This window comes from Streptomyces sp. CBMA123 (assembly GCF_014596465.1).
GTDB lineage: Bacteria > Actinomycetota > Actinomycetes > Streptomycetales > Streptomycetaceae > Kitasatospora.
This window is the reverse complement of sequence record NZ_MECK01000368.1, coordinates 1-18,397: the sequence shown is the minus strand read 5'-3', so window position 1 is coordinate 18,397 and position 18,397 is coordinate 1. Positions and strand designations below refer to the sequence as shown.

The window sequence follows — 18,397 nt, the reverse complement described above, 5'->3', positions numbered from 1 at the left end:
AACAGATAGGGGCGGGCTCAGGCGGAGGCCGCGGACAGCGCGGCGCGCCCGCCGAGGGCGACGGAGAACTGGTCGGTGACCTGGGCCAGGGCGTCGGCGGCCGGCTCGGCGACCGTCACCGTGCCGTCCTCGCGCACGGTGATCTCGCGGTCGAGGGTGAACCAGCCGGGGGTGACCTGCGCGGCGCCCATCGAGGTGAGCACCGGGCGCAGCGCGTAGTCGATCGCCAGCACGTGCGCGGTGGTGCCGCCGGTGGCCAGCGGCAGCACCACCTTCCCGGCGAGGGCGTACTGCGGCAGCAGGTCGAGCAGGGACTTCAGCAGACCGGAGTAGGCGGCCTTGTAGACGGGCGTGCCGACCACGATCCCGTCGGCCGCCTCGAAGAGTTCGGCCACCGCCGCGATGGCGGGGTGCCGGGGGTCGGCGCCGAGCAGTGCCTCGGCCGGCAGGGACCGGACCTCCAGGGGCGTCACCCGGTGGCCGTGGGCGGTGAGACGGGTGCCGAGGTGGCGCAGCAGGGCGGTGGTGCGGGACGTCGCGGACGGACTTCCCGAGAGGGACAGCACGTGGGCCATGGCAGATCCTCCTCCGAGTGGCTGAGTGGCTGAGTGACTCAATGGCTGCGGGACTGAGCGGCTGAGGGGCTCAGTGGCTGCGGGACTGAGTGGCTGAGCGGCTGCGGGACTGAGCGGGCTGGGCGCGAGGCGGGCTCAGCCCACCAGGCCGCGCCAGTCGGTGCCGTCCGGGACGACCATGTTGGCGGAGGTCGCCTTGCCGTAGTCGGCGTCCGGCCCGAGCCCGGGCGGGGTGGCGCCACTGGCGTGGGCGTCGAGGGCGTCCAGCATGTAGCGGCGGGCGCGCACGATGCCGCGGTCGCTCTTGCCCGGGTTCTCGATGGTCCGGTCGACGATCGGCCCCATGCTCTCCTGCACGGCGACGTCCTGGAGCACCAGGCCGCGGATCCCGGAGAAGCTGCGGCCGTCGGCCATCGCGGCGCGGTCCTGGCCCCACAGGTTCTCGCGGGAGTAGCCCTCGCGGATGTTGTCGGGGTTGAGCCGGTCGAGGTCGAGGCCGAACTGCTCGGCGAAGTACGTCGGGTCGACGGGCTTGTCGTCGTTCCACCACAGGTACCACATGATGGTCTGGTGGTCGTTGACGGGCACCCAGGCGTGCCAGAGCCGGTCACCGGTGGGCAGTTCGGGCACCACGGTGTACCAGGGCATGGCGAAGGGCTTGATCCGCACCAGGGAGTCCCCGGAGGACAGCGAGCGGATCGCGGCGTAGCGCAGCCCGTACGGCTGCTCGTCGATCTCGTCGCGCGGGGCGGTGTCGTCGAGCAGGTCGCGCAGCGGGCCGTTGCGGGCCTCGGTCTCGTGCAGCAGGGAGACGTGCGCCGAGTCGATGTCGGCCTCGACGCCCTGGAACCAGTTGCAGTCCACCAGGGCGACGGTGGCGAAGACCTGCTCGGCCGGGAGCTTGGTGAACGGGAACGCCGGGAAGGCGTTGGGCTCCCGGCCGGTGCCGCCGAGCCACACCCAGATGACCCCGCCGGCCTCCACCACCGGGTGGTGCTTCAGCGAGACCCGCGAGGCGAACCGGCCGCCGTCCTCGGGCTCCGACGGGGTGTCCAGCACCGTGCCGGAGACGTCGAACTTCCAGCCGTGGTAGACGCAGCGCAGCGCGCAGTCCTCGTTCCGGGCCAGCGCCAGCGAGGCGCCCCGGTGCGGGCAGGCCTCGTCGAAGCAGCCGACCCGGCCGTCCGCGCCGCGGAACAGCACGTACTTCTCGCCGAGCAGCTCCACCGGGACGGGCGCGCCGCCTGGTTCGGCCAGCCGCTCGCTGCGCATCACCGGAAGCCAGTACTCGCGGAGCATCCGGCCCATCGGCGTGCCCGGTCCGACCCGGGTCAGGGATTCGTTGACCTTCCGCGTAGCCACTGGTGGCCTCCGTTTCGGTGGTCGCGACCTGCGATCGCGATGATCGGCTTCCACTCCTGAGACGAATCGGCGATCGCGGATGTGACACCCCAGGTGAGGAGCGGTCGGACGGAATACGGTGATTGACGGTGCGTCCGGAACCGGTCCAAGATTGCATCGCCGCGGGCCCCGCAGCCGATGCCGGTTGCCCAGGGGCGTGACGCGCCGACGACCGGCCCCCGGAACCAGCCCCCCGAACCCAGCGACCCCCCGGACCCCGTGTTCCGCGTGCGGACCGGCGCGCCCGTGACCGTGATCGACGATCAATCGGAGGTCCCACCATGGCACTTGACCGACCCGACCGAAGCGGTGCCGTCCGGGTGTCCGCTCCGGCCCGGCTGAGCTTCACCCTGATCAGCCTCGACGGCAGCTCGCTGCGCCGCAACGGCATCGCCGCGATGGCCGTCGACCGGCCCGGCCTGACCGCCGAGGTGCGGGAGGCCGCGGACGGGATCGTCGCGGTGACCGGCACCGCCGAGGAGACGGCGCGCGAACTGACCGCCGCCCTGGAGACCCTGCGCAAGCTGTGGGACGGCCCGGCCGCCCGGGTGGACGTCCTCGAAGCGCTGCCCCAGCACAGCGGTTTCGGCTCCAAGACCAGCACCCTGCTGGCCGTCGGCCACGCCTACGGCCGGCTGTGCGGGGTGGAGCCGGACCAGCGGGAGCTGGCCCGCGCCCTCGGCCGCGGCCGGACCTCCGGCGCCAGCACCGGGCTGTCCGCGTACGGCGGCTTCCTGGTCGACGGCGGTCACGTCAACCCGCCGGACTTCGCCGAGCAGCCGCAGAAGTACCTGCGGCCCAGCCGCTTCGCCCAGCAGGTCGCGCCGCCGAAGCCGGTGGTCCGGCTGGACTTCCCGGACTGGCCGATCCTGGTGCTGCTCACCCACGGACGCCACCTGGGCGGCCAGGAGGAGCTGGACTGGTTCCACTCCGTCACGCCGATCCCGGCCGAGGAGTCCTGGCGCACCTCCCACCTGGTCTTCATGGGGCTCGCCCCGGCCGTCCTGGAGCAGGACTTCGACGCGTTCTGCGCGGCGGTCAACGAGATCACCTTCACCGGCCACTTCAAGCAGGCCCAGATCGCCTTCCAGGGCGAGTCGGTGGCGAGCGTGCTGGAGGCCGGCCGGGCCGCCCCGTCGGTGGACGCGATCGCGCTCAGCGTCACCGGGCCGGCCTGCTTCGCCTTCACCCGGCGTCCGCAGGACGCCGAGCGGTGGGCCTGGGAGCTGAAGAACCGGGGCCTGATCCGGGACTTCTGGTTCACCCGGGCCAACAACCAGGGCCTGACCACCACCGCGGTCTCCTGACCCGGGACTCCTGACCCGGCACTCCCGATCCGGCACCCCGCCGCCTCGGACGACACCGTGCGGAAGACCGCGCGGACGACCCCCCACCCGAAAGCAGGGCCATGAAGACCGACATCCCCGACGTCCTGGCCGCCCGCTACGCCTCGCCCGAGCTGGTCGAACTCTGGTCGGCCGAGCACAAGATCGTGCTGGAGCGCCGGCTGTGGCTGGCCGTGCTGAGCGCCCAGCGCGACCTCGGCATAGCCGTCCCGGACGGCGTGGTGGCCGACTACGAGAAGGTCCTCGACCGGATCGACCACGCCTCCATCGAGGCGCGCGAGCGGGTCACCCGGCACGATGTGAAGGCCCGGATCGAGGAGTTCAACGCCCTGGCCGGGCACGAGCACATCCACAAGGGGATGACCTCCCGGGACCTCACCGAGAACGTCGAGCAGCTGCAGATCCGGGAGAGCCTGGTGCTGGTGCGCGGCCGCTGCGTCGCGCTGCTGACCCGGCTGGGAGCGCTGGCCGCCGAGCACGCCGAGCTGGTGATGGCCGGCCGCTCGCACAACGTGGCCGCCCAGGCCACCACGCTGGGCAAGCGCTTCGCGACCGTGGCCGACGAGGTGCTGGCCGCCCTGGTGCGGCTGGAGGAGCTGATCGAGCGCTACCCGATGCGCGGCATCAAGGGCCCGATGGGGACGGCCCAGGACATGCTGGACCTGCTCGGCGGGGACCGCGCCCGGCTGGTCGAGCTGGAGGACCGGGTGGCCGGCCACCTCGGGTTCGCGCACCGGCTCACCAGTGTCGGCCAGGTCTACCCGCGCTCGCTCGACTACGAGGTGCTGAGCCTGCTGGTGCAGCTGGCGGCCGGCCCGTCCTCGCTGGCCAAGTCGATCCGGCTGATGGCCGGCGACGAGCTGGTGACCGAGGGCTTCGCGGAGGGCCAGGTCGGCTCCTCGGCGATGCCGCACAAGATGAACTCCCGCTCCTGTGAGCGGATCAACGGCCTGATGATCGTGCTGCGCGGCTTCGCGTCGATGGCCGGCGAGCTGTCCGGCGACCAGTGGAACGAGGGCGACGTGTCCTGCTCGGTGGTGCGCCGGGTCGCGCTGCCGGACGCCTTCTTCGCCTTCGACGGGATGCTGGAGACGCTGCTGACCGTCCTGGACGAGTTCGGCGTCTTCCCGTCGATGGTCGGCGCCGAGCTGGAGCGCTACCTGCCGTTCCTGGGCACCACCAAGATCCTGATGGCGGCGGTGCGCGCGGGCGTCGGCCGGGAGACCGCGCACGAGATCATCAAGGAGCACGCCGTCGGCGCGGCCCTGGACATGCGCTCGGAGGGCGTGGACAACCACCTGATGGCCCGGCTCGCCGCGGACGACCGACTGCCGCTGGACCGCGCCCAGTTGGACGCCCTGCTGGCCGACCGGATCGGCTTCACCGGCGCCGCCACCGACCAGGTCGCGGCCGTGGTGGCGCGGATCGAGGAGCTGGCCGCCCGGCACCCCGAGTGGTCCGGCTACCGGCCCGCCCCGCTGCTCTGACTTCCCCGTTCCTGAGCCGTACCGACTCCTGAGCCGTACCGACTCCTGAGCCGTACCGACTCCTGAGCCGTACCGACTCCTGAGCCGTACCGACTCCTGGGTCCGCTGGACCCAGAGCCCGCTTGACTCCCGAGGATTGGACTGCCGTGCGACAGGTTGAAACCGACTCCCTGGTGATCGGCTCCGGCGGCGCCGGACTGCTGGCGGCCTGCCGCGCCGCCGACGCCGGGCACCGGGTGCTGGTCCTCGAACGCACCCCGGTGCTGGGCGGCACCACCGCCGTGTCCGGCGGCATGATCTGGGTGCCCGACAGCTCCGTGATGCGCGAGCACGGCATGCCCGACTCCGCCGAGGACGCGCTGCGCTACCTGGAGCTCGTCACCGAGGGCGAGACCGAGCGGTGGCGGCTCGAACAGTACGTCGAGGTGGCGCCGCGGGTGGTCGACTACCTGCACGCCGAGACGCCCGTCCGGCTGTTCCCGATCGACCGGCCCGACTACCACTCGGACTGGCCCGGCGCCCGGGACGTCGGCCGCACCCTCGACAACGTGCCGTTCCCGACCGCCGACCGCCCCGGTCTGCTGGAGCGGATCCGCAAGGGCAGCCACTTCGACGCCGTCACCTACGACGAGCGGCACCGCTGGCAGATCCCCGGGCGCTACGACCACGAGCTGGTCGCCCGCCGCAAGGCCGAGGGCGTGGTCACGGTGGGCGCCGCGCTGGTGGCCGGCCTGGTGGCGGCCTGCGACGACCGCGGGGTGACCTACCAGACCGGGGTGCGCGCCACCGGGCTGCTGGTCGAGGACGGCCGGGTGGTCGGCGTCCGGGCCGAGACCGCCGACGGCCCGGTGGAGTACCGGGCGCGGGCCGGCGTGGTGCTGGCCACCGGCGGCTTCGAGTGGAACGAGCGGCTCAAGCGGGCCCACCTCGGGCTGGCCGGGACGCGCCCGGTCAGCCCGCCGTGGAACGACGGCGACGGCCTGCTGATGGCGACCGCCCTCGGGGCGGCGCTCGGCACCATGTCCCAGGCCTGGTGGGTGCCGGCGGTGTCCGGCCAGGGCGAGGAGTACGACGGGGTGCCGATGTCCCGGCACCTGGTCGGCGAGCGCTGCCTGCCCGGCTCGATCATGGTCAACCGGCACGGCCGGCGCTTCGTCAACGAGGCCGTCAACTACAACGACGTCACCAAGGCCTTCCTGGCCTTCGACCCCACCCGGCACGAGCGCCCCAACCTGCCCGCCTGGCTGGTCTTCGACGAGGCGTTCCGCCGTACCTATCCGATCGCCGGCGCGCAGCCGGGCGGCCCGGTGCCAGGCTGGTACACCAGCGCCGACACCCCCGCCGGACTCGCCCGGCTGATCGGCGTGGACGAGCAGGGCCTGACCGAGACCCTGGCCGTCTTCAACCCGGACGCCGTCCGGGGCGTCGACACCGCCTTCGGCCGCGGCACCACCAGCCACGACCGCTACTACGGCGACCCGCTGCACGAGCCCAACCCCTGCCTGGCGCCGCTGGTGGAGCCGCCGTTCCACGCCGTCCGGGTCGAGCCGGGCATGCTCGGCACCAAGGGCGGCCTGGTCACCGACGAGCGGGGCCGGGTGCTGCGACACGACGACACCCCCGTGCCCGGGCTGTACGCCTGCGGGAACGTCACCTCGCCGGTGATGGGCCCGGGCTACCCGGGCTCCGGCGGCACCCTCGGGCCGGCGCTGGTCGGCGGCTACCTGTGCGGGACGGCGCTCGGCAAGGAGGAGCAGCGGTGACCAGGATCGTCGTCGTCGGAGCCGGATCGATCGGCAGCTGTGTCGCGCTGCGGCTGGCCGAACAGGGCGCGGAGGTCGTCCTGGTGGACGCCCGGGAGCCCGCCGAGGGGCTCTCCGCCCACGGCTTCGGCTGGGTCAACGCGGTGGACAACGGGTTCGACCCCTACTACCGGCTCTCGGCCGAGGGGCTGCGCGCCCACGAGCGGCTGGCCGCCGCGACCGGCGGCGAGCCCTGGTTCTTCCGGCGCGGCAACCTGCACTGGGCCGACAGCGCGGAGGGGGACCGGCGGCTGGCCGGCATCGCCGACGGCTACCGGGCCAAGGGCTACCCGGTCGAGGAACTGGACGCCGACCGGGCCCGGCGCGAACTCCAGCCGGGCCTGGCGCTCGACGGCCTGCACGGGCCGCTGCGGTACTACCCGGACGACGCCCACGTGGTCAGCGACCGGCTGGTCGCGGCCGTCCAGGAGCGGGCCCGGAGCCTGGGCGTCCGGCTGCGGATCGGGGACGCCGTCACCGGCCTGCTCGGCGCCGACCGGGTGCGCGGCGTCCGGCTGGCCTCCGGGCAGCAGATCGAGGCGGACGCCGTGGTGAGCTGCGCCGGGCGCGGCACCAGGGAACTGCTCTGCCGGGCGGGCGCCGACGTGCCGCTGGTGGAGCCGGGGGACGACTCCGGCACCACCGTGATGGGGCTGCTGGTGCGGACCTCCCCGGTGCCCGTCCGGGTGGAGCGGGTGCTGCACGCGCCGCACCTGAGCATCCGTCCGCACAGCGGCGGGCGGCTGGTGCTGCACTGCCACGACGTGGACGAGGAGCTGACCGACGAGGGGCAGGGCCCGGCCGCGGCGGAGAAGGTGCTGGCGCGCCTGGCGCAGGTGCTGCCCGGCACCGCCGGGGCGGACGTCACGGTGGAGGACGCCTTCGTCGGGGTCCGTCCGATGCCGGTGGACGGGATGAGCGTGCTGGGCTGGGTGCCCGGGGCCGCTTCGCTGTACGTGGTGGTGACCCACAGCGGTCTCACCCTGGCGCCGGTGCTCGGGGAGATCGTCGCGCGGGAGGTGCTGGGCGAGCCGTCCGAACTGGCGGCGGCGTTCCGGCCCGAGCGCTTCGCCGCGGTGTGAGACAGGACGAGGAGAGGACGAGGACGTGGGCACATTGGCAGTCACGGGGGCCGGATGCGTGGTCTCCGGTGATCTCACCGCTCCGCTGGTCGACGGCGCGGACACCGTTCTGTGCGTGGACGGCCTCATCACGGCGGTGGGCCGGGCCGCCGACCTGGCGGCTGAACTGGCGGCCGCCGAGCTGGTCCTGGACGCGGCCGGGGCCACCGTGGCGCCCGGCCTGATCGACTCGCACGGGCACGTCGCCTTCGGCGACTACTCGCCCCGGCAGAAGGCCGTGGACTACCTGGAGGGGTACGTCCACGGCGGCATCACCCGGACCATCTCGGCCGGGGAGGTGCACGTCCCCGGCCGCCCGCGCGACCGGGCCGGGGTCAAGGCGCTCGCGGTCGCCGCCCGGGCGTCCTACGACAACTTCCGGCCCGGCGGGATGCGGGTGCACGCCGGCAACGTGCTGCTCGAACCCACCCTGGACGAGGCCGACTTCGCGGAGCTGGCGAGCTGCGGGGTGTGGCTGGCCAAGTTCGGCTTCGGCGCGTACGAGAAGGCCGTGGACGGCGTCGAGCAGATCCGCTGGGCCAAGGCGCACGGCCTGACGGTGATGTGCCACGCCGGGGGCGCCAGCGCGGCCGGCTCCGCCTCGCTCGGCGCGGACGACCTGCTGGCGCTCGACCCGGACGTCTGCGGGCACGCCAACGGCGGCCCCACCGCGCTGCCCGACGCCGCCGTGGACCGGCTGCTGGCCGAGAGCCGGATGGCGCTGCAGATCGTCCAGGCCGGAAACCTGCGGGCGGGCCTGCGGATCGTGCGGCGGGCCGTCGAGGAGGGCGCGCTGGAGCGGATCGTGCTGGGCTCGGACACCCCGTCGGGCTTCGGGGTGATCCCGCTGGCGGTGCTGAAGACGGTGGTGGAGCTGTCCGCGCTGGGCCCGGTGGAGCCGGCCCGGGTCTGGGCGCTCGCCACCGGCAACGTCGCCGACGTCTGGGGCCTGCCCGCCGGACGGCTGCGGGTGGGCGACGAGGCCGACCTCGTCCTCCTCGACGCGCCGCGCGGCTCGGCGGCGGGCACCGCCCTGGACGCCCTGGCGATCGGCGACATGCCCGGCATCTCGGCGGTCGTGACGGCCGGCGAGGTGCGCTTCCTGGCCAGCCGCAACACCCCCAGGGCCGCCCGGCCCGCGGTGCTCACCGACCGCCGCCGCGCGATCACCGGGTAGGGTGGGCCCGTTCGCCCCACGCGGGACGCGGACGGGTCCAACGGCCCTGCGGGGCACCGCCGATGGAGCGGACCCGGCGGTCCGGGACCGGCTGGGACGGTGCGAGACGGTGCGAGACGGAACGACACGGAACGAGGAGTGCTGAGGATGACGAGCGGGACGCAGACCCCCGGCCTGGCCGAGCTGCTGGGCCGGTACCGGCCCCAGGGCGCGGCCGAGACGGCGGACCACGAGCGGCTGCTGGGCCTGGTCGGCAAGCCCGACGCCTGGGACCGCGCGACCCCGCTGCACTTCACGGCCTCCGCCCTGATCGTCCACCCGGAGACCAAGCGGGTGCTGCTGCGCTGGCACGTCCGCCAGCAGGCCTGGCTGCAGGTCGGCGGGCACGGCGACCCGGGCGAGACGCTGCCGCTGGAGATCGCGCTGCGGGAGGGGCTGGAGGAGACCCACCTGACCGATCTGGTGCCGTGGCCGGACGCCGCGCTGGTGCACCTCACCGTGGTGCCGGTGCCGGCCTCGTCGCGCGAGCCCGCGCACGAGCACGCGGACCTGCGCTTCCTGCTGGCCACCGGCAGGCCGCAGGACGCGCGGCCGGAGAACCCGGAGTCGCCGCTGGAGTGGCTGACGGTGGCCCAGGCCCGCGAGCGGACCACCGAGGAGAACTTCCGCGAGACCCTCGACCGGGCCGGCCGGCTGCTGGACACGGTCTGACGTTCCGGAGCACGGCTGCGGCTGAGCCCGCGGACCCCGCCCGGGGTCCGCGGGCTCAGCCGCGTGCCCGCCCGGCTCACGCCGGGGCGAAGCCCAGCGCCCGCCCGTACAGCTCCAGTTCGGCCTCCAGGCAGCGCACCACGGTGTCCCGGCGGCGGAACCCGTGGCGCTCCCCGGGGAACAGCAGGTAGGTGTGCGGGATGCCGGCCCGGACCAGCCGCTCCACCAGCCGCTCCGCCTGGGCGGGCGGGCAGATGGTGTCCAACTCGCCCTGGAACAGCACCACCGGGACGTCCAGGCCGTCCGCCAGCCGTACCGGCGAGCGCTCCTCGTACGCGGCGCGCTGCTGCGGCCACGGGCCGATCAGGGCGTCCGCGTACCGGGACTCGAAGTCGTGGGTGCCGCCGGCCCGCCAGGTCACCGGGTCGAGCACCGGGAAGTAGAGGCCGGCCGCCCGGTACAGCTCCGGCTCGGCGAGCGCGGACAGGATCGCCGTCCAGCCGCCGGCGCTGCCGCCGCGGATGGCGATCCGGGCCGGGTCGGCCAGGCCCTCGGCGACCAGGGCGCGCACCACCGTCGCGCAGTCCCGCACGTCCACCTGCCCCCAGCGGCCGCGCAGCCGCTCCCGGTAGGCCCGGCCGAAGCCGCTGGAACCGCCGTACTGGACGTCCACCACGCCGATGCCCCGGCTGGTGAAGTAGCTGATCTCCTGGTTGCGCACCGGCTGGCTGCGGCTGTTGGGCCCGCCGTGGACGAAGACCAGGTACGGCGGCAGCTCGCCGGCCGGCCCCTCGAACTCCGGGTGGTACGGCGGGTGGACGTAGGCGTGCACCGGGGAGTCCGGGCCCTGGAAGGTCCGCACCACCGGGCGGGAGGCGTACTCCTCGTGGGCCCGCAGCGGCGCCCGGACCACCTCGGCGGTGCCGTGGGCCGGGTCGACCAGCACCACGGTGCGGCGGTGCTCCGGGCCGGCGACCACGGCCGCGATCCGCCGGCCGTCGGTGGCCACCGAGGACCACTCGGTGTACGGGAGGTCGAGGTCGGTCAGTCCGCCGTCCGGGCCGAGCAGGCCGAGCCGGCGCCGGCCGGTGCCGTGGACGGTGGCGAGGGTGCCGTCGCGCAGCGGCAGCAGCCAGCGCAGGCCGATCCGCCACGGGGCCTCGCCGAACTCCTCCTCGGCCGGGTGGAGTGCGCGGACGGCGCCGTCCGGGCCCAGCTCGTGGACGTTCCACCAGCCACCGGGGTCGGCGACCGCGTAGAGCCGGTCGGAGCCGTCGGCCGCCCAGTCGGCCTGCACCACGGCCTCGCGGTCGCCGCCCAGCAGCCGCAGCGGCTCGCCGAGCGTGCCGTCCGGGCCGATGTCGGCGGTCATCAGCTCGGTGCCGTCCCAGGGCATGTTCGGGTGGTCCCAGCCCAGCCAGCACACCCGGCGGCCGTCGGGCGACAGCCGAGGCCCCGTCAGGAAGGCGTGGCCGGCGGCCAGTTCGCGCACAGCCTTCGGGTCCTCGGCCGCGCCGCCGTCCAGCGGCAGGGCCACCAGGTGGCGTTCGGCTTCGGTGCCGGCCTCGTTCAGGACGGTCTCGCGCAGCGTCCACACCTTGTTGCCGCGCACCGTGAAGTCGCAGTAGCGCAGTTGGGTGCCGGGCGGCGGGACGGGGCTCAGCGGGACGGGCTCCCGCCCGGGGGACCACCGGTAGAGCCGCTGGTCGCCGCGGTGGCTGAAGACCACCCCGTGCTCGGCCCGGTCCGACACCGCCGTCCACGGCCGCCCGCCGTACTCGATGACGCCGCTGCGCACGTCCCAGCCGGGCGGCAGCACCTGGACGACGGCGCCGTCCGGGCCGCGCCGCATCAGGGCGTTGCGCCCGCCGTCCTCCGGGAGCACCTCCGTCCAGCAGGGGTCGGCTCCCAGGAAGCCGACCCACTCGACGAGGACCCCGCCGCGCACCACGTCGGCGGGGGTGACGGGGGAGGGCCAGGTGCCGTACGGCGCGCTTCGGGCGTGGTCTGCCATGCGTTCTCCTCGGCAGTCAGGGGGGCCGGGTCGGGAACGGGGACCGGGGGCCGGAGTGCCCGGGCGGGGCCGGCGGGCGCACCGCCCGGGCGCGACTCAAGTCGTCTGCGCCACAGGCGGGTTCGGTGACGTCGAAGAGGCGGACGGCCGGAACGGGATGCCACCCGGGGCCGCCCCGGTCGGACTGATCATCCTGCCAGAGGCCGACCGGCCCCGCCCGAGGTCCGGACAAGTTTCTACCGGAGGGAAGGATTTCGGCCAAGCGGGCTCGAAAGGTGGGCCGGACCAGGGCACCGGGCACCCGGACGCCGGGGCCGGGGGGCGTTCCACCCGGGATCGGAGAAAGCGCTAACTCGCGTGCAACAGATGGCCCTTGACGGTGGAACGGCAGGTGTCGACGGGTGTCGCCCGGGAAGTGACCGATGATCGTCGGAGCTTCGGCGCTGACCTGAAGCGACCGGTTGACATGTCTCAGTGGGCAAATCATGCTGGTGGTGAACCCGAGGGCGGCGTTGTCGACGGTGCCCGTGTTACTGGAGAATCCTGAAACCCGGTCCGGGGCCGGGGGTTGCGCGGCGGTACCCATGCCGCCGACTCGGGATTCCCGTCAATTCTTCCGTGCTCCTCTCCGCAATCGGTCGCGTGCCACTCCGACGCGGCCCGCGGCGTCGTGCGCGGAACTTCCTGTGAGCGTGACCGGTTTACCGTGCGGAACTTGCGCACATTCCCCGTAACCGGACAGGTTTGACCACCGGTCAGGCCGGAGAGGCAATCGAAGGCCTCTCTGGTCATCGTTGGATCTGCTCGGCTTTCTCATCCGGCAAGGCAAAGTGGAGGGTCCTGTGGCGAAGCGCCATGTTCTTTTCGTGAACCTGCGGAGGATTCAGCGAGAGGGTCTCGAGTCCCTTCTCGCGGCCCGTCGTCTCGGATATGGTGTGGTGCTCCTCGGCCGTTCCGTCCCGGAATTCGCGAAGCCGCTCGTGGACGAATTCCGCCAGGTCGACACCTACGACCGGGAGGCCTCGCTGACGGCCGCCCGGGAGCTCGCCAAGAGCTACGACCTGGCCGGCGTCGCCAACTTCACCGAGGTCGACGTCCAGCTGGTCTCGGCGATCGCCGCCGACCTCGGCCTGCGCGGCATGTCCGAGACGGCCGCGCTCCGGGCCCGCAACAAGTACGCGATGAAGGAGGCGCTGCGCCACCTCGGCGGCGTGCTCCCGCGCTTCGCCCGGGTCACCGGCCTGGACGAGCTGCGCACCGCGCTGGACGAGGTCGGGCTGCCGGCCGTCGTCAAGCCCACCGGGGCCTCCGGCTCCAAGGGCATCTTCGAGCTGCGCGAGCAGGCGGACCTCGAACCGGCCATGGCCCGCCTGGCCGGCATCGCCCGGCCGGACTTCGACCCGGTGTTCCGCCAGTTCGGCGCGGAGTTCATCGTCGAGGAGTTCCTGGAGGGCGACGAGCTGAGCGTCGAGGGCTTCGTCTCGGACGGCGAGGTGCACGTCGTCACCGTCACCGACAAGGTGACCAGCGTCCCGTACCACCTGGAACTGTGCCACAAGGTCCCCAGCGCGCTGCCCGCCGACGCCTGGGCGGAGATCACCGCGACCACCAAGGACATCGTGGCCGGCCTGGGCTTCGACCACTGCGCCTTCCACCTGGAGGCCAAGTGGAGCGAGCGCGGCCTGCGGTTCATCGAGATCGCCGCCCGCCCGGCCGGTGACTACATCGGCTCGCACCTGGTGCCGGCGGCCACCGGCGTCGACTACTTCGAGAACGTCATCCGGGTCGCCACCGGCGACCCGCTGCGGCTGGAGCACGACCGGCAGCTCAACGCGGGCCTGCGGTTCGTGCTCGCCGAGCGGGCCGGCCGCTTCGAGGAGGTCGGCGGCCTGCAGGCGATCTGCGAGCAGGCGGGCTTCGACCACGTCTTCTACGAGGTCCCGGCCGGCACCGAAGTCGCCCTGCCGCCGGAGAACTTCGGCCAGCAGCGGGTCGCCGCGGTGCTCGCCCGGCACGTCACCCGGGCCGGCCTGGAGGACCTGCTGGGCCGGGTGCCCGCCGAGGCGGTGGCCCGGGTGACCGCGGCCGACGGCGAGTAGACGCCGTGGCGACCCCAGTGCGCGTCGTGGCGCGGGGGCGGCGCTCGTGAGGGCGGCGCTGGTGGGTTGCGGGCAGATGGGCCGGGCCGCCGCGTACGCGCTGGCGACCGGCCCGGACACCACCGAGCTGACGCTGGTCGACCGGGACCGCGAGCGGGCCGAGGAACTGGCCCGCTGGCTGGCCGGGTTCGGCGACTGCCCGGTCCGGGTCGAGACCGATGCGGCCGACGCGCTCGCCGGGCGGGACGCCGTCGCCACGGCCCTGCCGTGGGCGGCGACCCGGGCGGTGATCCGCACCGTGGTGCGCACCGACCCGAGGGTGCCGGTGGCCAGCATCACCCGGCCGCCGACCGAGGAACTCCCCGGCCTCGACGCCTGGTTCCGGGCGGCCGGCGCCACCGTACTGCTGCCGCTCGGGCTCGAACCGGGCCTCACCGAGCTGCTCGCGGTGCACGTGGCCCAGCGCCTGGACCAGGTCGAGACGCTGGAGATCTGCTGCGGCGGCGTGCCCGAGCAGCCGCGCGAACCGCTCGGCTACACCGCCTTCTTCGGCGGCGAGAACGACCACCACCTGCCGATCGCCCAGCGAGAGGCACTGGCTCTGAGCGGTGGCCGCAGGGTGCGGCACGCCCGCTTCTCCGGGGTCGAGACGCGGGAGGTCGACGGCGTCGGCCGGCTGGAGGCCTACCACGACGGCATGGCCCCCTGGCTCGGCGAGCACCCGCTGCTGCGAGGGGCCGACTGCACCCAGAAGACCCTGCGCTGGCCCGGCTTCGCCCAGGCCGTCTCCGACCTGGCCCGGCTCGGGCTGCTGGCCGAGGACACCGTGGACGTCGACGGCGTCGAGGTGCCGCCCAAGCGGGTGGTCGAACGGGTGCTGGCCCCGCAGGTGCGCGCCCGCTCCGGCGACCGGGACCTGGTGGTCCTGGAGGTGACCGCGCACGGCCGGCTGGCCGGCGCGCCGGCCAGCCTGCGCAGCACCGTCCTGGACTCCGCGGACGAGGCGACCGGCCTCTCCGCGATGGCCCGCACCACCGGGTTCGCGCTGGCCGGGGCGACCGGGCTGCTCGCCGGGCGGTCGGTCACCGGCCCCGGCTGGCACAAACCGCACCGCACCCTGTCCGCCGAGCAGTTCGACGGACTGATGGGGTCACTCACCGCCCGGGGAGTGACCTGGCTACCGGCGCACGAGATCGGCTGACCCAGCACCCTAGTGACAACGGGAGAGACAGCATGAGTGAGATGCCGGAGACTTTCGATCTGGTGGGTGTCGGCATAGGTCCCTCGAATCTGAGTCTCGCGGCACTGACGTCGGGGGAACCGGGCCTGTCGACCGTCTTCGTCGACCACAAGGAACGATTCGAGTGGCACCCCGGCCTGATGCTGCCGGACGCCCAGATGCAGGTCCACTTCCTGAAGGACCTGGTCACCCCGGTCGACCCGACCAATCCGTTCTCCTTCCTGGCCTTCCAGGTGGACACCAAGCGGCTCTACCGCCTGCTGGTGACCGGCCGGTCCAAGGTGCCGCGCCGGGAGTTCGAGCAGTACTGCCAGTGGGCGGTGGCCGGCCTGGACAACCTGCGCTTCGGCGTGCGGGCCGAGAACGTCGAGTGGGACGGCGGCGCCTTCGTCGTCCACACCAGCGACGGCCTGCTCCAGGCCCGCAACCTGGTGGTGGGCACCGGCCTGTCGCCGCGCCTGCCGCACAGCCTGCGCGGCCACGACCCGGAGCGGGTCTTCCACACCGACCAACTGCTCCGCCGGCCGCGCGACTTCGCCGGCAAGCGGGTCGCCGTGGTCGGCGGCGGGCAGAGCGGCGCCGAGGTCGTCAACTACCTGCTGGCCGGCGAGGACCGCCGCCCCGAGCAGATCCTCTGGGGCACCCGGCGGACCAACCTGCTCCCGCTGGACGACAGCCCGTTCGTCGACGAGCTCTACCTGCCCGACTACAGCCACCACTTCTACGGCCTGCCGGAGGATCAGCGCGAGGAGATCGTCCAGCGGCTGCGCCTCACCAGCGACGGCATCTCCATCCCGCTGCTGGAGGACCTCTACCGCCGGCTCTACGACCTGGACCTCCTGGAGGGGCGTGGCCGCAGCTGCCGCATCCTGCTCGACCACACCCTGGAGGACCTGGAGGAGACCGCCGACGGTCTGGTGATCAGCTGGCGTCCGGCCCGCGGCGGGGCGCCGGTGCGGGAGACGGTGGACATCGTCATCTGCGCCACCGGCTACGAGCACGCCATGCCCGACCTGCTGCTCGGCCTCAAGGACCGGCTCGCGATCAGCGACGGCCTGCCGGTGGTGGGGCCGGACTTCAGCCTCCAGTGGGACGGCCCGGCGGAGAACCGCATCTTCGTCCAGAACGCCGCGCGGCGGGAGTACGGGGTCGCGGACCCCAACCTCAGCCTGCTCGCCTGGCGCAGCGCGGTGATCACCAACAGCCTGCTCGGCCGCCCGCGCTACGACACCGGATCGGTGAGCACGGCGCTGGACTGGCCGTCCGCCGCTCCGCAGGAGGCGGGCGACGCACTCACCGAACTCGCCCTCAACACCGGCCACTGAGCGACACCGGCCACTGAGCAGCACCATCCACCGAGCAGCACCGGCCACCGAGCAGCACCGGCCACCGAGCCGACACCGGGCACCGACCGAGCACCAACGACTCCGGGAGAGGAGCCGGGGGCGAGTCCACCCCCACCACACGATGGACATCGTGACCGTTCCACGCACCGTCAATGAGATGGGGCTGCCGGACTTCGTCCGCAGCGTCCAGCCGGCCTGGGCGCAGAACCCCGAACTCCCCGTCAACGTCCGCAGGGTGACCCTGCGGCCCGGCGAGACCACGGCCCCGCACAACCACCACGACATCGAGGTCTGGGTGATCCTCGACGGCAGCGGCGAGGTCACCGCGGACGGCGAGACCGTGCCGGTGACGGCGGGCGACGCGCTGCGCATCCCGCCGCTGGGCGTGCACACCCTGCACAACCCGGCCGAGGACCGGCCGCTGTCCTTCCTCACCTTCTGGTGGGAGGACCTGGCCGCGCTGGACGCCGAGCACGAGCGGCGCGCCGCCCGCACCGCGCAGGCCGGGCGTCCCGTCCTACTGCTGCCCTCCTTCCCGACGCCCAACGGCGAGCTCCACCTGGGCCACCTGGCCGGCCCGTTCCTCAATGCCGACCTGCTGCGCCGCGGCCTGATCGCGCGGGGCACCCCGGTGCGGCTGCTGCTGGGCACGGTCGGGCACCAGAGCCAGGTCGCGGCCGCCGCCCAGGAGCAGGGGCTGACGTTCTACGAGCTGGCCGAGCGCAACACCGACGCGATCCAGGAGGCGCTGGCCGCCGCCCGGGTCGAGTGGGACGTCTTCGTCCGGCCGTCCTCCCCGCGCTACCCGCAGGTGGCCCTGGAGGTGTTCGAGCGGCTGCGCGCCGACGGGACGGTGGTGGCCAAGACCGTTCAGGCCAACTACTGTGCCCCGTGCGGGACCTACCTGTTCGAGGCGTTCGTCGCGGGGGCCTGTCCGCACTGCGGCTCGCGGGACACCGCGGGCATCGAGTGCGAGGCCTGCGCGCTGCCCTTCGCCGACGACGAGCTGCTGGACCCGAGCTGCCGCTCCTGCGGGACGCCGGCCGAGCAGCGCGAACTGACCCGCTACTACATGCCGCTGGAGCCGCTGCGGGCCCGGCTGACCGGCTACCTGCGGTCGGTCTCGATGAGCGCCCGGCTGCGGTCCTACGTGGACCGGGTGCTGGCCGCCCCGCTGCCCGACCTGCCGGTGAGCACCGTCGCCACGGACGGCATCCTGCTGCCCGCCGACCCGTCCGGCGCCACCGACGGCCAGCGGATGTACTCGGCCTTCGAACTGGCCGCGCGCTTCCTCACCGCGATCGACGACCTGGCCGGTCAGCAGGGCCTGTCCGGCTGGGAGGAGTACGCCGAGGCCGAGGCACCGCGCACGGTGCTGTTCTTCGGCTTCGACAACGCCTTCCTGCGCGCGGTGGTCTTCCCCGCCGTCCTCGGGGCCTTCACCGACAAGCTGGCGCTCGCCGACACCATGGTGTGCAACGAGTTCTACCTGCTCGACGGGCAGAAGTTCTCCACCGGGCGCAAGCACGCGATCTGGGGCCGGGACGCCTTCCGCCCGGAGACCGGCGACCAGCTGCGGCTCTACCTGGCCGCCACCAGCCCGGACATCCGGCGCCGGGACTTCGTCGTCGCGGACTACCGGGAGTTCGTCCGTACCGAGCTGCTCGGCGAGTGGGAGGGCTGGCTGGCCTCGGTCGACGGCCGGCTGCGCAAGCACTTCGACGGCGTGGCGCCGGAGGCGGGCAGCTGGAACGGTGAGGCCGAGCAGTTCTACGGCCGGATCCGCGCCTTCGCCGCCCGGCTGGCGAACGCCCTGGAGCCGGAACGATTCTCCGCCCGCACCGCCGCCCGCGAACTGCGCGAGTTCGTGGCCGAGGCCCGCCGGTTCACCGAGGTCTGCGAGGACGTCCTCCTGGTGCAGCCGGTCTCGGCCACCGCGCGGACCTGCATGGCCCTGGAACTGACGGCCGTCCGGGCCCTGGCGGTGGCGGCCGCGCCGCTGCTGCCGGAGCTGGCCGCCCGCCTCGCCGGCCAGCTGGGGGAGAGCGCCCCCGCGGCCGGGGACCCCCCCGTGCGCT

Annotated in this window: 13 protein-coding genes; 10 read left to right on the top strand and 3 right to left on the bottom strand. The window is 73.8% G+C overall.

Annotated elements, in window-relative coordinates:
- Positions 1-17: 17 nt before the first annotated feature.
- Positions 18-575, bottom strand: coding sequence for an NADPH-dependent FMN reductase (gene ssuE / locus BG452_RS30790; protein ID WP_188307638.1), 558 nt, complete (start codon positions 573-575; stop codon positions 18-20).
- Between the two features lie 135 nt (positions 576-710).
- Positions 711-1,937 (bottom strand): Rieske 2Fe-2S domain-containing protein, encoded by a 1,227-nt coding sequence (locus BG452_RS30785; protein ID WP_188307637.1) that lies wholly within the window; start codon positions 1,935-1,937, stop codon positions 711-713.
- A gap of 320 nt (positions 1,938-2,257) precedes the next feature.
- Here BG452_RS30785 and BG452_RS30780 point away from each other — a divergent pair, with 320 nt between their 5' ends.
- The 6 genes from BG452_RS30780 to BG452_RS30755 all read left to right on the top strand — a co-directional run bounded on the left by BG452_RS30780 (position 2,258) and on the right by BG452_RS30755 (position 9,620).
- On the top strand, positions 2,258-3,283 hold the full coding sequence (locus BG452_RS30780; RefSeq protein WP_188307636.1) for a beta-ribofuranosylaminobenzene 5'-phosphate synthase family protein: 1,026 nt from the start codon (positions 2,258-2,260) through the stop codon (positions 3,281-3,283).
- Positions 3,284-3,384: 101 nt separating this feature from the next.
- Entirely contained in the window at positions 3,385-4,809 is a 1,425-nt protein-coding gene (gene purB / locus BG452_RS30775; RefSeq protein ID WP_188307635.1) for an adenylosuccinate lyase, read from the top strand.
- Between the two features lie 146 nt (positions 4,810-4,955).
- Positions 4,956-6,572 (top strand): FAD-dependent oxidoreductase, encoded by a 1,617-nt coding sequence (locus BG452_RS30770; RefSeq protein WP_188307634.1) that lies wholly within the window; start codon positions 4,956-4,958, stop codon positions 6,570-6,572.
- Positions 6,569-7,693, top strand: coding sequence for an FAD-dependent oxidoreductase (locus tag BG452_RS30765; protein WP_317621299.1), 1,125 nt, complete (start codon positions 6,569-6,571; stop codon positions 7,691-7,693). Before BG452_RS30770 ends, BG452_RS30765 begins: the two co-directional genes overlap by 4 nt.
- A gap of 25 nt (positions 7,694-7,718) precedes the next feature.
- Complete coding sequence (locus tag BG452_RS30760) at positions 7,719-8,909, top strand: amidohydrolase family protein (protein WP_188307632.1); 1,191 nt, start codon at positions 7,719-7,721, stop codon at positions 8,907-8,909.
- Positions 8,910-9,056: 147 nt separating this feature from the next.
- Positions 9,057-9,620 carry an NUDIX hydrolase gene (locus BG452_RS30755; protein ID WP_188307631.1) on the top strand — a complete coding sequence of 188 codons (564 nt, stop codon included), beginning with the start codon at positions 9,057-9,059 and terminating at the stop codon, positions 9,618-9,620.
- Positions 9,621-9,696: 76 nt separating this feature from the next.
- Here BG452_RS30755 and BG452_RS30750 read toward each other — a convergent pair whose 3' ends face one another.
- Complete coding sequence (locus BG452_RS30750) at positions 9,697-11,634, bottom strand: prolyl oligopeptidase family serine peptidase (RefSeq protein ID WP_188307630.1); 1,938 nt, start codon at positions 11,632-11,634, stop codon at positions 9,697-9,699.
- 830 nt (positions 11,635-12,464) lie between these two features.
- Here BG452_RS30750 and BG452_RS30745 point away from each other — a divergent pair.
- From BG452_RS30745 to BG452_RS30730, 4 genes are all read left to right on the top strand, one after another.
- Complete coding sequence (locus BG452_RS30745; RefSeq protein WP_317621298.1) at positions 12,465-13,733, top strand: ATP-grasp domain-containing protein; 1,269 nt, start codon at positions 12,465-12,467, stop codon at positions 13,731-13,733.
- Between the two features lie 61 nt (positions 13,734-13,794).
- A complete protein-coding gene (locus BG452_RS30740; protein ID WP_188307628.1) occupies positions 13,795-14,934 on the top strand; it encodes a saccharopine dehydrogenase family protein in 1,140 nt (379 codons plus the stop codon).
- A gap of 32 nt (positions 14,935-14,966) precedes the next feature.
- Complete coding sequence (locus BG452_RS30735) at positions 14,967-16,298, top strand: lysine N(6)-hydroxylase/L-ornithine N(5)-oxygenase family protein (RefSeq protein ID WP_188307627.1); 1,332 nt, start codon at positions 14,967-14,969, stop codon at positions 16,296-16,298.
- A gap of 151 nt (positions 16,299-16,449) precedes the next feature.
- On the top strand, positions 16,450-18,397 hold a 1,948-nt coding region (locus BG452_RS30730; protein WP_317621297.1), incomplete at its 3' end, for a class I tRNA ligase family protein.

What these genes read in the sequence shown, in the direction of transcription:
- BG452_RS30780 (WP_188307636.1), top strand. Translation starts at nt 2,258, where the DNA reads ATGGCACTTGACCGACCCGACCGAAGCGGTGCCGTCCGGGTGTCCGCT.
- BG452_RS30750 (WP_188307630.1), bottom strand. Translation starts at nt 11,634, where the DNA reads ATGGCAGACCACGCCCGAAGCGCGCCGTACGGCACCTGGCCCTCCCCC.
- purB (WP_188307635.1), top strand. Translation starts at nt 3,385, where the DNA reads ATGAAGACCGACATCCCCGACGTCCTGGCCGCCCGCTACGCCTCGCCC.
- BG452_RS30755 (WP_188307631.1), top strand. Translation starts at nt 9,057, where the DNA reads ATGACGAGCGGGACGCAGACCCCCGGCCTGGCCGAGCTGCTGGGCCGG.
- BG452_RS30735 (WP_188307627.1), top strand. Translation starts at nt 14,967, where the DNA reads ATGAGTGAGATGCCGGAGACTTTCGATCTGGTGGGTGTCGGCATAGGT.
- ssuE (WP_188307638.1), bottom strand. Translation starts at nt 575, where the DNA reads ATGGCCCACGTGCTGTCCCTCTCGGGAAGTCCGTCCGCGACGTCCCGC.